At 46.3% G+C, this 15,297-nt stretch carries 14 protein-coding genes; 5 read left to right on the plus strand and 9 right to left on the minus strand.

Annotated elements, in window-relative coordinates; translation table 11 throughout:
- Positions 1-72: 72 nt before the first annotated feature.
- The 4 genes from RQN30_RS06960 (at position 73) to RQN30_RS06975 (ending at position 2,548) form a co-directional block, all read left to right on the plus strand.
- Positions 73-465 carry a carbohydrate ABC transporter permease gene (locus tag RQN30_RS06960; protein ID WP_353059851.1) on the plus strand — a complete coding sequence of 131 codons (393 nt, stop codon included), beginning with the start codon at positions 73-75 and terminating at the stop codon, positions 463-465.
- Positions 465-647 (plus strand): ABC transporter permease family protein, encoded by a 183-nt coding sequence (locus tag RQN30_RS06965; protein ID WP_353059852.1) that lies wholly within the window; start codon positions 465-467, stop codon positions 645-647. Before RQN30_RS06960 ends, RQN30_RS06965 begins: the two co-directional genes overlap by 1 nt.
- A gap of 81 nt (positions 648-728) precedes the next feature.
- On the plus strand, positions 729-1,421 hold the full coding sequence (locus RQN30_RS06970) for a sugar-binding domain-containing protein (RefSeq protein WP_353059853.1): 693 nt from the start codon (positions 729-731) through the stop codon (positions 1,419-1,421).
- 71 nt (positions 1,422-1,492) lie between these two features.
- Positions 1,493-2,548, plus strand: coding sequence for a glycoside hydrolase family 2 TIM barrel-domain containing protein (locus tag RQN30_RS06975; RefSeq protein WP_353059854.1), 1,056 nt, complete (start codon positions 1,493-1,495; stop codon positions 2,546-2,548).
- Positions 2,549-2,637: 89 nt separating this feature from the next.
- On the opposite strand, the gene RQN30_RS06980 is transcribed toward RQN30_RS06975, so the two are convergent.
- Genes RQN30_RS06980 through RQN30_RS06995 form a run of 4 tightly spaced genes read right to left on the minus strand, consistent with a single transcriptional unit; the run spans position 2,638 to position 4,248 of the window.
- On the minus strand, positions 2,638-2,949 hold the full coding sequence (locus RQN30_RS06980) for a response regulator transcription factor (protein WP_353059855.1): 312 nt from the start codon (positions 2,947-2,949) through the stop codon (positions 2,638-2,640).
- Entirely contained in the window at positions 2,946-3,296 is a 351-nt protein-coding gene (locus RQN30_RS06985; protein ID WP_353059856.1) for a response regulator transcription factor, read from the minus strand. Before RQN30_RS06985 ends, RQN30_RS06980 begins: the two co-directional genes overlap by 4 nt.
- Positions 3,293-3,799, minus strand: coding sequence for a sensor histidine kinase (locus tag RQN30_RS06990; RefSeq protein WP_353059857.1), 507 nt, complete (start codon positions 3,797-3,799; stop codon positions 3,293-3,295). Before RQN30_RS06990 ends, RQN30_RS06985 begins: the two co-directional genes overlap by 4 nt.
- Complete coding sequence (locus RQN30_RS06995) at positions 3,769-4,248, minus strand: hypothetical protein (RefSeq protein ID WP_353059858.1); 480 nt, start codon at positions 4,246-4,248, stop codon at positions 3,769-3,771. Before RQN30_RS06995 ends, RQN30_RS06990 begins: the two co-directional genes overlap by 31 nt.
- A gap of 695 nt (positions 4,249-4,943) precedes the next feature.
- Between RQN30_RS06995 and RQN30_RS07000 the strand changes: the two genes are divergently transcribed.
- Positions 4,944-5,321: a hypothetical protein gene (locus tag RQN30_RS07000; RefSeq protein WP_353059859.1), complete on the plus strand. Its 378-nt coding sequence runs from the start codon at positions 4,944-4,946 to the stop codon at positions 5,319-5,321.
- A gap of 343 nt (positions 5,322-5,664) precedes the next feature.
- On the opposite strand, the gene RQN30_RS07005 is transcribed toward RQN30_RS07000, so the two are convergent.
- The 5 genes from RQN30_RS07005 to RQN30_RS07025 form a co-directional block, all read right to left on the minus strand.
- The gene (locus tag RQN30_RS07005) at positions 5,665-6,717 is read right to left on the minus strand and encodes a phosphatidylinositol-specific phospholipase C (protein ID WP_353059860.1); all 1,053 of its coding nucleotides are present in this window, start codon (positions 6,715-6,717) and stop codon (positions 5,665-5,667) included.
- An 839-nt stretch (positions 6,718-7,556) separates the two neighbouring features.
- Entirely contained in the window at positions 7,557-13,106 is a 5,550-nt protein-coding gene (locus tag RQN30_RS07010; protein ID WP_353059861.1) for a SpaA isopeptide-forming pilin-related protein, read from the minus strand.
- A 98-nt stretch (positions 13,107-13,204) separates the two neighbouring features.
- Positions 13,205-13,846: a thioester domain-containing protein gene (locus RQN30_RS07015; RefSeq protein WP_353059862.1), complete on the minus strand. Its 642-nt coding sequence runs from the start codon at positions 13,844-13,846 to the stop codon at positions 13,205-13,207.
- An 818-nt stretch (positions 13,847-14,664) separates the two neighbouring features.
- Positions 14,665-14,931 (minus strand): hypothetical protein, encoded by a 267-nt coding sequence (locus tag RQN30_RS07020; protein WP_353059863.1) that lies wholly within the window; start codon positions 14,929-14,931, stop codon positions 14,665-14,667.
- Positions 14,932-14,957: 26 nt separating this feature from the next.
- Entirely contained in the window at positions 14,958-15,281 is a 324-nt protein-coding gene (locus RQN30_RS07025; RefSeq protein ID WP_353059864.1) for a hypothetical protein, read from the minus strand.
- Positions 15,282-15,297: the final 16 nt, after the last annotated feature.

Here is a 15,297-nt window from a genome sequence, read left to right on the forward strand (position 1 = left end):
AATAGTGAACAGACACCAGTGCTGCGCTGGTTTGTTAATTCATTTATCATCGCTTCCGGGCAAACAATTCTCGTGACGGTTTTAGTTGCGCTCGCATCTTACGGCTACACCAGATTACAGTTTCGCGGACGAGATGCTTTATTCACATTTTTACTCGGAACCATGATGTTTCCAACCGTTTTGAACCTTATTCCAAACTATAAAATCGTGGATATGCTCGGCTGGATAAATACCCCGCTCGCCGTCGTTATTCCAGGAGCGGCCGGGGTTTACAACATTTTTCTTGTGCAGCAGTTCGTCAAAGGAATTCCGTTGGAACTTGATGAAGCTGCCCGCGTTGACGGCGCGAATCATTGGCAAATTTTTACCAGAATTATTCTCCCTTTGATTAAACCGGCTTTAACGGTTGTGGCTCTTTTACGTTCACAGGAGCATGGAATGATTTCCTCTGGCCGTCCATCGTGATGACAGACGTAAATACTATGCCGATCACTCCCGGATTACAGCTTTTACAAGGGCAATATGAAACATTCCCCGGCATCGCAATAGCGGGCGCCATAATTGCGCTAGTTCCGATGTTTCTCATGTTCATTTTTGCCCAAAAATATTTCATGCAGGCACTGGCGCTTACCAGCGGAATTAAATAAAAATCCGACGCACTTACTCATTCTCCGCCCCCGCCCTTATCCGGCATTGGATACCAGCGAAACTACAAAGAAGGTTATTTTATGAAACGTAATGAATATCCGCGCCCCCGATTTCGCCGCGGCAACTGGATTAATCTCAACGGCCAATGGCATTTCGCATTTGACGACGGCAATATTGGATTGACAAACAAATGGTATACCGGTTCAGTAGATTTTCCGCTGCGGATTAATGTTCCATTCGTTTACGAGTCTCCGCTGAGCGGAATCAACAATCAAGACCGCCACGATACAGTGTGGTACAAACGCGAATTTACCTGCCCGCATATTGACGATACAGAGATTGTCTTGCTGCATTTCGGCGCGGCAGACTATCACACTCAAGTATTTATCAACGGCCATATGGCGGCTGAACATCATGGCGGAGAAACTCCTTTTTCCGCAAATATCACCCCATATTTATCTGGCATATCGGATAACAATTCCCAAATTCTTACAGTCCGAATTGCAGACAGATTAGATGATGAGACTCTTCCGCGCGGCAAGCAGTTTTGGCAAACTAAATCAGATGGGATTTGGTACACCCGCAGCACGGGAATTTGGCAAACTGTGTGGATTGAAATAGTTCACAAGAAACATATAGATTCAGCTGATTTCCAATGCGATATTGACCGCGGATACGTTGAAATGGAGGTAGTGAGCGAATCTGCACGAGCAGGCGATAATTTACGCTACACCGTCAGGAAAAAGATATTTTCGTCGCCCAAGGCGTTCTAACATGGCCCGATTCTGCTTCAAGTCTGCGCTGGCAGATTGATTATGCTCAAGAACATGTCTTTAATCTTGGGGTGCATGGCGAAGGAAACTATCTGTGGAGTCCGGAATACCCAAATCTTTTCGAGGTCACTCTTGAATTAACCGACGGCGAATCACAAAACATTATTGATACTGTACATACCTATTTTGGTCTGCGGAAAATTGAAGCAAAAAACGGCATGATTTATCTCAATAACCGTCCTTACTATCAAAAACTCGTGTTAGATCAGGGATATTGGCCGCAGGGTTTGTTAACAGCCGCTCATGATGATGATTATCGGAAAGATATTGAACTCGCGAAAGCAATGGGATTTAATGGCTGCAGGAAACATCAGAAACTCGAAGATCCGCGCTTTCTTTACTGGGCTGATACTCTCGGGTTTTTAGTGTGGGAAGAAGGATCTTCAGCTCCCCTGTTTTCTCCGCGTTCTGTACAGCGTGTCAGTCAGGAATGGACGGAAATCATTCAACGCGATAAATCACACCCGTCAATCATCGTCTGGGTTCCGCTTAACGAAAGTTGGGGAGTTCCGTCGATAAATAACAGTTCCAGCCAGCAGCATTATTCGCAGGCTCTCTATCATCTGGTGAAATCGCTTGACTCCACCAGGCTTGTTGATTCTAACGACGGCTGGGAGCAGACAGTGACGGATATTTGTGCGGTTCATAATTATTGCCACGGGGAAGTGGGAGACATAAAGCAGTATGCGGAGTTTGCGCACTCAATCTCTGATGCGCATGCGCTCGTTAATTATTCGCTTAATGGCCGTGAAATTTTTGCTTCCGGATTCAGCTATATGGGGCAGCCGATTATTCTGAGCGAATGCGGCGGAATTGCTTCTGCCGAGGATACGGACGGTTGGGGATATACAACAGTGGCAACAGCGGAAGCATTCTTGGAAGAATATCGGCGGCTTATTGGGGCGATTTATTCCTCGCAAAGTCTTTGGGGATTTTGCTATACCCAGTTGACGGACGTTGAACAGGAAAAGAATGGACTATTGAACTACGATCGGCAGCCAAAATGTTCTTTAGAAGAACTTAAGAAAATTAACACAGCTCACCATCCGCACTCTTTAGGGCGGTAAGAGGTGCCGCGGCAGCTGCTGCAGGCTCCTGCCGTCGCCGTTATAAAGAGAAAGAAGATTATTGCGCTCCTATCGGTGAACAGCCCTAGTTAGTATCCGGCTTTGATTGCGGTAACTGTAAGTTCCGCCCTGCTGCTGAAGCCGGTGGCGCTGAATATATCGCTAACATATGAGCGGATGGTTGTTTCGCTCAAGCCGAGTTCTCCGGCGATGGTTTTGTTTGTTTTCGCTTTGATAATTCGGTCAAATACGATTCGCAGATGGGATGGAAGCTGCTCTACTGCGTCGATAAAATCCTGATAGTTTTCGTGATTAATCTGCGCTTTCAGATAGATGTCTGCGACTAGTTGCGCAGGTCTGGGACTCATAACATTAATACCGGTGTAAACTTGCTTAATCAACAGGGCAAGCTGTTCTCCAGAAATGTCTTTAGTGAGGAAACCTTCACATTCGCCGCAAGAGATTGCGCCAACGATTCTTCATGTTCAAAAGCGGTAAGCATAACGACGGCGATGTACGGATAGTCGCGCCCTAATATTTTTGCAACAGCTATTCCATCCAATACCGGCATATCCACGTCGATAAGCGCCACATCTACGAGGTTGCGTTCAACAGCAGCGAGAGCTTCTACCCCGTTAGCGGCAGTAGCGCTTACAGTAATCCCGTCTTGATAATTAAAAATAGCAGCCAGCCCATCACGAACAATTGGATCGTCGTCAGCTATCAGCAGGTTAATTGCGCCGCTCATAATTCTTCTCCTTGCGCGATGGCAGCGATAATTATCCACTCGTCGTTGTCACCGAAAAACGTTAATTCTGCGCCGCTGGATTGGAATCGCTGCTGGAGATTTACCAGCCCGAAACCACCGGTAATACCTGAAATATGGTCGCGTTTTATAATGTCGTTACGCATCGTTAAGCGCAGGATACGGGAATCTTCTTCCACAATGAGGTCTACCGTGCTTGAGTCTGGCGCGTATTTGAGAGCGTTTGCGGCAGCTTCGCGAATAAACAACGAGGCCAGTATAATACTGTGACGGTCAAGGCGCTGATCAAGGAAGGTATCAGCTTCAACATTGAGTGTAATGTTGCGGGTGGTGAGCATAGTTGCGGACATGCTAATGGCTTCATCGAGGCTTGGATGAGATTCGCGCGAATCAAGATTCAGAATCATCGGACGAATCCGCCGTGAAGCAGTTTGCGCCATCTGCGCTAGCGGGCTTAACTCATCTTGCAGTTCAGGATGCCCCAAAGCGATTTTTGCGCCGTGATTGCCACTTGAGATAAATCTTTCGCGATTGTGTCATGCAGTTGGACTGCCAATTCTGAACGGATTCGCGCACTGGATTCCTCAGCGCGATTCAAATCCGCAGCTGCGGTACGTAAACGGGTTTCTAACACACGCAATGCAGCACCTATTGACGCAACAATAACTAGTACAATCAAAGATCCCAATGCTTGCCTGGCAAAATCATCACTCGTCACAAGATGCACAATTTCGCACATCAACAAAGCACTTGCCGCAGGAAGAAACCAGCCGCGCATCCACCAGATTACGCATACAAGATATACGCCAAAGACGTGGAAATTAAGCATATTGCCAAACGGCGTCAAATACAGCACTATATACAAGACCGTGTACACAATTTCGCATGGACGCACAAAACCTGCAGCAATCAAAACGCCTGCAAACACCAGCAACAGCAATAACTGCGAGCTGCTGAAACTCACGCTTTCAAGTGTTACAAGCAGCTCAAAGAGCAGGATAATGCCAGCGCACACAAAATATACACATCGATATATTGGTATCAGTATTGAGATATCTCGCCGTATCGGAAGCAGTATTTTTACAGTCATCGGCTATTGGGCCGGTTTAAGACTCTCCATGCTTACATATTGGCATGAATGGCAGGATTATACATAGCAGGTCCATACTTTCCGGCAGAGCTGTCTCGGATATTTGACTAGCCGGTACGCTTCGCTCAGCTGTAACCGGCAGTACAGGTGCGGGCATTATCAGTACAGCAGAAGCAGTCAATGCTGATACCGCAATTTTCCTTAGACGTGTTAAAACAACCATATTCTCTACATCCGATCCGTTCATACAGCAGCAATAACGACAGTGCAGCAACCATAGTGCAGCTAGATAGCATTCTCAGATTAGCAAACACTCCTGCTTCCAGATACCGATATTTGTCAGGGTAGGATACCGACATTTGTCAGGGTTGCCAAGATACTTTCATTTGATATGTTCAATAAGAACTCTCTGAATAAGCTTTTGAGAGTTACACCAACAAGAAAGCGAGAAATACTATGGGAGTATTTTCTGAGATACGGCAAACACATATCGAAGCACTGCTGAAAAACGCGGTATCGATACTGGTCAAACGTATGTAGTGGCTCGCCGTCATAACTCGTGGTGGAAAGGTCTCCTGAAGCTGCTTGCCTCAAATCTGTATTACGCAATGGATGGCGCAGTGATTCGTGTTGTTGCCGCTACTGATCAGGGGCTGTTTATCGCTAATCCATACTTTCAGGTAAGCAACACGCAGTTTGCGGATCTTGATGACAAATACATCCAGATTATTCCGTGGGAACAAGCTCTTCCCGTAACAATAGACCGCAATTGGCGAATAGCCACTTTGAGCTGGATGGACGGCGGTAAACGAAAAACTTGGGTAGTGGATTTAGACAACCCCGGTATCTGGAGTTTCAACCCCGCCAACCTCGACCGGTTCCAAAAAGCAATTCAAGAAAAAGGACAACAACAATGAAAACTAGACTCACAACCCTGCTTTTATCGGCATTATTAACACTCGGCATATTTAGAATTTCGCCCGCAGCGAATGCGACGGGGTTGTGATAACTAGGAAGTCTTGACAGCCAGGAAAGCGGCATAACCATCAGCGCGGTGTTTATGCCGCTTCTGGTGTTTATACCGCTTCTTGCTAACTTGCAGGCAAGGCTGGATTAGCATAAGCGCTTATGCGGCGTTCCCAGCATTTGCTTTTTTGCTGGTGCACTGGCGAAAACTTAGCAGGTAAGAGCATTACAAGTCATTACAAAATCTCACCCGCTAAGCCGGTCTTCACATTTACACCAGTTACGCGAATCTGGCTACCGATAGTTGCATTGAATAACAGCGTCGATAAGGCGTTCTCCTGGGAAGTCTGCAATAACAACCCCTGCCTGAGAAATACTATTCTGCTGCAAATAATCAGCGGCGAGTGTGTTTGTTCCTTCGAACGAAATTGTTGCAATCCCGAGGAATACCGCAGTTCTTGGAAAATCCGGATACATGTGTCTAAACCCTGGGGTGGTGTATCCGGTGGAAAGCCGCGAAGCATTTGTTTCCGGATTGGAGTGTCCGCTAGCCACGAAATACGGGAATGCACCGCCGGATCCAGATAAATGATTCAAATGGATCTTCCCGCTTCGATCTGAATTGGCACGATAAATTTCTTGTTTCACATCCGACCATTTGCTGTATAAATCCCAATTTGTGGTCAAATGATAGTTGTCTTGTTTCGGCAGTCTTGCATAAGAAATCCCCTGCGAAAGTCCCCAAATATCGGATAAAACCACTACTTTTCCCCGCACCTGCCCAAGCGTCGGATTATCAGTGTTGTTAAGTGAACGATTCCAAAACAGCCCCGGATATGCTTGATCGTATTTAGCAAACAAATCCCACATGGATTTATCAGGTACACGCGAATGTTCTTGTTTCACGCGCATTAAAATGGTCTCCGTCGGAAACTGGGTTAAATATTGCGAGATCGTTTCAAGCACATCATTAAAAGAGACCCCAAGATAAACACTGCCATGATAAATTTTGAAAACATCACCCTCATGGCTCAGGCGAATGTCAAGATAGCGAATTCCAGAATCAAGCTGCTGGCGGAGATTCATTGTCTGCGTGCGCACGATATCTTTGAACGGTAAAGTTGCCGAGTAAGCCATTGTGTCATGCGTGCCGGGAATCGAAATATCACTTAGCCGACGGTTGTCTGGAATCGTGATCATCCAATCTTGATATTGTTCAATGAACTGGGATGCAGCAGATTCCTCATGCCAATATGCTCGGTCATAATGGGCAAACGCTTGCGTTGGAAGCAGAAGAAATATTAAACCAGCACCGACGGCACACATTTTACGTAAAATTTTAAACATTTTAATTTCACCTTTGAAAAATTCGATTAAAAATAGTGCAGGAAACGGTGTGTACAAACCCAAACCCGGACTCGTGTACAGACCCGAATCTGGATCCACGTATACAAACCAGGATTCATATACAGACCCAAACCCGGACTCACACACCGAGCTACCACTGCACTAAACTGCGTTAGCACTGCGCGGTTGCCGCGCTATCGCTGCGTAATGTTAATTATAAAACTATTCAGCAGACCATGCTTTATTCTGCGCTCCTCGTTTTCTTCTAGTTCTTCTAATTATCGTTTCTTCTAGTTATTACTTATTACAGCGCCGACGGATGCAATCTCTCAGCGCGAAAATGCGGAAAGTCCTTATTATTCGGGTTCAGTTTATTTGAGTTCAGTTTGGACGATTTCAAGCGGTGTTTTTGCACAGCGGTCACGCTTGATCTATGCAAAAACACCGCTTTCCATCCGACAGTCACCGGTTTTTTCTTCCACTAAGACAAACAAAAATATGAAGAGCCGTCAAAGTCGATTTCGCCATCAGTTACGTGTGTTCATAGGCTTTTTGCCATCAGTTACGTAACCTTGCAGGGACTTTGTCGCCAGTTGTCTGAGATTTGATGGATTTTGCCGCCAGTTTCGTCGCTTTGGACAAATTCTGTAGGTACTTACACAAACCCGCATACACTCTGCCACCGGATGGAAGAAAATAAGCGCGGGCATGGCGTATGTTTTGAGCGCAAAATAATTGTTCGCCATGAATACGGATACGGATCCCAAAATGGGTGCGTATGGAAGTTAGAAAACACTACCTCCACACGCACCCATCAGGTAACTTAGTGCTTATAGCTGCTATGCATTACGCTGACGCCGCCGGAGCACAAGCACCCCAACACCGAGCAAACTCAGCATACCGGCAGCACCCAGCAAACCAGCTGTCTGCGCACCAGTCTTCGGCATCTCGTCTAACGACGGCGTTTCCGGATCCTTCGGATTTTCTGAATTTGGTTCTTCAGGATCTTCTGGCTTCGGCGTTTCCGGAGTTTCAGGCTTAGTTGGAGAATTCGTCACGACCAGCTTCCCGCCATCAACACGAACCTCACCATTAGTCACAGCAGAAGTCACTTTCACCACACCAGCAGCATCAACTGTAAACGTGAATACTGACTCAAGCTTGTCAAAACCTTCCGGAGCAGCAGTCTCAACCAGCACATACGTACCAGGCAAAAGCTCTACAGATTCATCAACCGTCTTAGACTTCCAAGCCTTAACCAACTCACCATCAGCACGATCCTTGTGAATCTCTAAATCAGCACCAGCCAACGGATCGCCACCAATATCAACCTTCGAAACCTTCAAAACCGGATCCGGAACCTTGTTATCAGTAACAACCAATACACCATCTGGATTAACCACAGCATTACCATCAGTCACAGCACTCGTAACTTTAACACTGCCATCCTTACCAAGAGTGAAATTAAAATCAGAAACCGTAAGGAACCCATCAGGAGCAGACTCCTCATGGAACACATAAGCACCAGCAGGCAAAGACTCTTGATGAACCTGATCAGTAGACTCCCAAGCCTTCACAACCCGACCATCTTGCTTAATCTGAATCTGAGCACCAACAACCGGATCGCCACCAATATCAACCTTCGAAACCTTCAAAACCGGATCCGGAACCTTGTTATCAGTAACAACCAATACACCATCTGGATTAACCACAGCATTACCATCAGTCACAGCACTCGTAACTTTAACACTGCCATCCTTACCAAGAGTGAAATTAAAATCAGAAACCGTAAGGAACCCATCAGGAGCAGACTCCTCATGGAACACATAAGCACCAGCAGGCAAAGACTCTTGATGAACCTGATCAGTAGACTCCCAAGCCTTCACAACCCGACCATCTTGCTTAATCTGAATCTGAGCACCAACAACCGGATCGCCACCAATATCAACCTTCGAAACCTTCAAAACCGGATCCGGAACCTTGTTATCAGTAACAACCAATACACCATCTGGATTAACCACAGCATTACCATCAGTCACAGCACTCGTAACTTTAACACTGCCATCCTTACCAAGAGTGAAATTAAAATCAGAAACCGTAAGGAACCCATCAGGAGCAGACTCCTCATGGAACACATAAGCACCAGCAGGCAAAGACTCTTGATGAACCTGATCAGTAGACTCCCAAGCCTTCACAACCCGACCATCTTGCTTAATCTGAATCTGAGCACCAACAACCGGATCGCCACCAATATCAACCTTCGAAACCTTCAAAACCGGATCCGGAACCTTGTTATCAGTAACAACCAATACACCATCTGGATTAACCACAGCATTACCATCAGTCACAGCACTCGTAACTTTAACACTGCCATCCTTACCAAGAGTGAAATTAAAATCAGAAACCGTAAGGAACCCATCAGGAGCAGACTCCTCATGGAACACATAAGCACCAGCAGGCAAAGACTCTTGATGAACCTGATCAGTAGACTCCCAAGCCTTCACAACCCGACCATCTTGCTTAATCTGAATCTGAGCACCAACAACCGGATCGCCACCAATATCAACCTTCGAAACCTTCAAAACCGGATCCGGAACCTTGTTATCAGTAACAACCAATACACCATCTGGATTAACCACAGCATTACCATCAGTCACAGCACTCGTAACTTTAACACTGCCATCCTTACCAAGAGTGAAATTAAAATCAGAAACCGTAAGGAACCCATCAGGAGCAGACTCCTCATGGAACACATAAGCACCAGCAGGCAAAGACTCTTGATGAACCTGATCAGTAGACTCCCAAGCCTTCACAACCCGACCATCTTGCTTAATCTGAATCTGAGCACCAACAACCGGATCGCCACCAATATCAACCTTCGAAACCTTCAAAACCGGATCCGGAACCTTGTTATCAGTAACAACCAATACACCATCTGGATTAACCACAGCATTACCATCAGTCACAGCACTCGTAACTTTAACACTGCCATCCTTACCAAGAGTGAAATTAAAATCAGAAACCGTAAGGAACCCATCAGGAGCAGACTCCTCATGGAACACATAAGCACCAGCAGGCAAAGACTCTTGATGAACCTGATCAGTAGACTCCCAAGCCTTCACAACCCGACCATCTTGCTTAATCTGAATCTGAGCACCAACAACCGGATCGCCACCAATATCAACCTTCGAAACCTTCAAAACCGGATCCGGAACCTTGTTATCAGTAACAACCAATACACCATCTGGATTAACCACAGCATTACCATCAGTCACAGCACTCGTAACTTTAACACTGCCATCCTTACCAAGAGTGAAATTAAAATCAGAAACCGTAAGGAACCCATCAGGAGCAGACTCCTCATGGAACACATAAGCACCAGCAGGCAAAGACTCTTGATGAACCTGATCAGTAGACTCCCAAGCCTTCACAACCCGACCATCTTGCTTAATCTGAATCTGAGCACCAACAACCGGATCGCCACCAATATCAACCTTCGAAACCTTCACAGTCTTCGGAGCAGGCTTAGTTGGAGAATTCGTCACGACCAGCTTCCCGCCATCAACACGAACCTCACCATTAGTCACAGCAGAAGTCACTTTCACCACGCCAGCAGAATCAACCGTAAACGTAAATACCGACTCAAGCTTGTCAAAACCTTCCGGCGCAGCAGTCTCAACCAACACATACGTACCAGGCAAAAGCTCTACAGACTCATCAACCGTCTTAGACTTCCAACCCTTAACCAACTCACCATCAGCACGATCCTTACGAATCTCTAAATCAGCACCAGCCAACGGATCGCCACCAATATCAACCTTCGAAACCTTCACAGTCTTCGGAGCAGGCTTAGTTGGAGAATTCGTCACGACCAGCTTCCCGCCATCAACACGAACCTCACCATTAGTCACAGCAGAAGTCACTTTCACCACGCCAGCAGAATCAACCGTAAACGTAAATACCGACTCAAGCTTGTCAAAACCTTCCGGCGCAGCAGTCTCAACCAACACATACGTACCAGGCAAAAGCTCTACAGACTCATCAACCGTCTTAGACTTCCAACCCTTAACCAACTCACCATCAGCACGATCCTTACGAATCTCTAAATCAGCACCAGCCAACGGATCGCCACCAATATCAACCTTCGAAACCTTCACAGTCTTCGGAGCAGGCTTAGTTGGAGAATTCGTCACGACCAGCTTCCCGCCATCAACACGAACCTCACCATTAGTCACAGCAGAAGTCACTTTCACCACGCCAGCAGAATCAACCGTAAACGTAAATACCGACTCAAGCTTGTCAAAACCTTCCGGCGCAGCAGTCTCAACCAACACATACGTACCAGGCAAAAGCTCTACAGACTCATCAACCGTCTTAGACTTCCAACCCTTAACCAACTCACCATCAGCACGATCCTTACGAATCTCTAAATCAGCACCAGCCAACGGATCGCCACCAATATCAACCTTCGAAACCTTCACAGTCTTCGGAGCAGGCTTAGTTGGAGAATTCGTCACGACCAGCTTCCCGCCATCAACACGAACCTCACCATTAGTCACAGCAGAAGTCACTTTCACCACGCCAGCAGAATCAACCGTAAACGTAAATACCGACTCAAGCTTGTCAAAACCTTCCGGCGCAGCAGTCTCAACCAACACATACGTACCAGGCAAAAGCTCTACAGACTCATCAACCGTCTTAGACTTCCAACCCTTAACCAACTCACCATCAGCACGATCCTTACGAATCTCTAAATCAGCACCAGCCAACGGATCGCCACCAATATCAACCTTCGAAACCTTCACAGTCTTCGGAGCAGGCTTAGTTGGAGAATTCGTCACGACCAGCTTCCCGCCATCAACACGAACCTCACCATTAGTCACAGCAGAAGTCACTTTCACCACGCCAGCAGAATCAACCGTAAACGTAAATACCGACTCAAGCTTGTCAAAACCTTCCGGCGCAGCAGTCTCAACCAACACATACGTACCAGGCAAAAGCTCTACAGACTCATCAACCGTCTTAGACTTCCAACCCTTAACCAACTCACCATCAGCACGATCCTTACGAATCTCTAAATCAGCACCAGCCAACGGATCGCCACCAATATCAACCTTCGAAACCTTCACAGCATAAACTTGTGGCTTTTCGACAACAATAGTCTGACTCTGAGCTTTCGCATTTTCATGCCTTGCATACTGTCTTGAGTCAGGTATGCTATCAAAATTCGTGTCAATAACTTCATTTATAGAAACTGCAGTTTCAAACACTACATAAGACTTGCCTGGTTCAAGCTGAATCGACTCGAAATCAATTACCCATTTCCCAGATCCATGTTTGCCTGCAGTCTTTTCTTCAATTTTGGTCTTAATTGGCTGACCAACAGCTTGACCATCTTTGACCTCAAATAAGCGACCAGTAACTGTGTACTTCTCATTTTCTTCAAGACCGGAATAGGTAATACTATCAGTAACTCTTACGGGTTTGGCGGCATCTTTAGCCAAGATTGTTACCGGCTTGTAATATCCAGCAGTCTGTCCATTAGCTGAGACAGTAGTTGCCATAATCGGAATTTTGACTCCTGGAATATTTTGAACTACGACAGTCTGAGATACATCATCAGGATTCTCATGGACAGCAACTTGGGTAGTTTCCTTGATATTGTCACCGTCTAAATCAAGAACATTCTCGACTGAGGTGGCGTTCTCGTACACGACATATGTCTTACCCGGTTCCAGGTTCTTTACCTGCCCGAAATTAATTTCCCACTCACCGTTACCACTAGAATTAGTCATCTTTCTTTCACGCTGTGTCGCCAATGGAGCACCAAAGATAGATCCAGCAGAAACTTCATAAAGATTTGCAGTAACAATATACTCAGCATCGGCTGCAAAATTAGAATATGTGACTTTATCTTTAACCTCAACACCATTTACTGACGTAGCCTTAATCCCAGAAACGTTTACCGGAGCTTTATCTGATGCCTGCTTACCGTCAGCGGACACAGTTGTACGCAGTTCACCCTGTGGAATTGGGACATCTGCCATAGTAATTGTATTCCCGGTAATTAACTCGAATTTTCCGTCTTTTTTGATTTCAAGTTTCGGTTCGAGCAGCTCTTCCGCACTTTCATGAGCAACACGGAACGTAATTGGATGGGCTATTTGATAGCCACCTGGGGCTTTATCTTCAACAAGAGTATAAATACCAGGAGCAAGCTCGAAAGTCTTCGGTTCACTCCCAGACTCCCACTTCTTAACAATCTCGCCATCAACAGACTCACCAGAAACAATCTTTAACGACGCTCCAGCAAGCTCGGTGTCCAATCCAGCAATAACTTTCGAGAAAACAACACTTACATTTTGCGGAGTAGGTGGCTCGAACCACATAACTCGCTGGACGCGATCATTATCTTTATGCGGCTTCCCTACGTAAAAGCTGCCGTGTATCAGACTTAAAGTTTCCTCAACTGTAGTTTGTTTGTTAACTAGATCGAAAAAACTTGATTTGCATTTGGATTCGTGAGGTTATGTAAGCCAGCAATTCCCATATGTCCTTGAACGTCCGAATCAGTCCAAAAGTGCACTGCATACTGCGTGAGTGCATAGAACTCCCAGTCACTTAGATTATATTTTGCTTTGAGCCCAAAGCCGTCGTTTGGGAAACCTCTGTAGAGAGCGTGCGCAACACCCATTTGGGCTTCAAAAGTTGGGGCAGTAGTTACGTCATCATGCGGATTCGCGAAATACATATCTCTAATCCAGCGCAAATCAGTTACATTGTATTTAAATACAGTGTATGGATGAGGAAGATTTGAACTCACCGTTTCTTTGTCTGCAATCGCTTCACCATTATCCGGAGCCGGAATATGTGAGTTAATGCAGTACACCCAATGAGTCGCAAAACCAGATAATTTGTATCGAATTTTAATTGGATCAACGTTTGCTGTTGCAACTTCTTGTTCAGATAATGCAAAGTAGGGATACCACGATCCCGCTTCTCCAACAATCACTCCGTGTTTCTCATCAGCAGCCGTAGCTGTGCTTGGCAAACCAGCAATCGCCAGCAACGCTGCCAGCAAAATTGTAAATATTCTAGCTATACGCCTAGAAAATGCCCTTAAAGGCACCCCCCCGCAGGGTAAGAGTCGGCGGAATGCGTGGTAGGTTTAGTATGCAAAGCACCCTCCAAAATATTAAATTTCACATGCCATCTCAACAAAACCAATAGAGATAACAATTTTCAATTTCAATCTTTACCTTTCAAAATCTATCGCAACCGCAACAACCATCGCCACCAATTTACCAATTTTCTATTGATATACAGCTCACAGAATTTTTATAACATAAACAGCAGACACACAAAGCCACCCATCCACACAGCCAACAGCAAGACACAGCTTCCCTCTTACATAACTGATGGCAAGAAGAAAACTTTACGCAACTGGTGGCAAGAACTCGGGCTGTAATTATTGCCGGAGAAAGTGCTTGCGTTTGTGCTGGTCATGGGCTTAAAGTTCCGACGGCTCTCCCGTCGTTACATAAAACCACGCATTTCGCCACCAGTTACGTAAGCCCGCATCGACCCCGCCACCAGTTACGTTTAAAAATGCCGATCCCGCCATCAGTTACGTAAACCAGCAGGGATTATGCCACCACTTACGTAAACCAGCACCTGCCCCGCTGCCAACGGACACAATCCAGCAACCTGAAAACTTAGCTACCGACGGACACAATCTCGCAGCCCGGCCAAAAACACCCTAACCGCACAACCGCAACCAGAACCAGCTGCATGAGCAACCGCACCGCACAATCACAACAGCACGACCAGCCACACAGCACAACCACCAGCACCGCATAGTCAATAAAAATGCAGCGAACGCTAATCAGATAACTTTCTCCCCTGCATCCCGCCCCGGTTTTCGGCAGGGGCAGCTTTTCACGCTAATCAGATAACTTTCTTCCCCGCATCCCACAGATACTTCTTAAATTTTGAAATCTGGTGATAATAGTTCACACGCGCCCAAAATTTCTGCGCCAAAGATTCTTTTTTCCAATTCAGCGGGAAATCCGCAATCCCGCGCTTAAACCCAGCAAGCACAATCGCTTTCAGCTTCTCATCAGCAATCGACCGCTTTACCACATACGGCGGAACAGTGGTGTACACAAACGGCGCACTAGCTGCAATGAACTCCATTTCCTTCCCCAGCACCACGTCTTCCACCTGCACTTGCGCAAAATTTACCCCTGCCTGGAACGGGAAGAAAGAACTGCGCCCAGGGCGGGTATTGATTTCAAAAAACGATAGGTGCCGTCGCGCTCATCAAATTTCACATCGAAATTTGCCATCCCATGGTATCCGACATGCTTCATAAAACGCAGCGCGTCAGCAAGCACTTTCTCATTTTGCTCCGGAATAATGACGGCAGGATTACCAATCGCACCCGGCGCATGGTCTTCAAGCACCACACGCCCGCCGACAGCAAAAACCGGGTCAGAATTTTTGTCAGTGTACACCGAAAGAATCCGAATTTGCGTATCGTCGCCCGGAACAAATTCTTGCACGATCAGCGAACGGTCA

It is taken from the genome of Arcanobacterium hippocoleae (assembly GCF_040360365.1).
Taxonomy (GTDB): Bacteria; Actinomycetota; Actinomycetes; order Actinomycetales; family Actinomycetaceae; genus Arcanobacterium_A; species Arcanobacterium_A hippocoleae_A.

Coding starts and splice junctions, on each gene's coding strand:
- RQN30_RS06965 (WP_353059852.1), top strand. CDS start 465: ATGACAGACGTAAATACTATGCCGATCACTCCCGGATTACAGCTTTTA.
- RQN30_RS06970 (WP_353059853.1), top strand. CDS start 729: ATGAAACGTAATGAATATCCGCGCCCCCGATTTCGCCGCGGCAACTGG.
- RQN30_RS06985 (WP_353059856.1), bottom strand. CDS start 3,296: ATGAGCGGCGCAATTAACCTGCTGATAGCTGACGACGATCCAATTGTT.
- RQN30_RS07005 (WP_353059860.1), bottom strand. CDS start 6,717: ATGTTTAAAATTTTACGTAAAATGTGTGCCGTCGGTGCTGGTTTAATA.
- RQN30_RS07010 (WP_353059861.1), bottom strand. CDS start 13,106: ATGTGGTTCGAGCCACCTACTCCGCAAAATGTAAGTGTTGTTTTCTCG.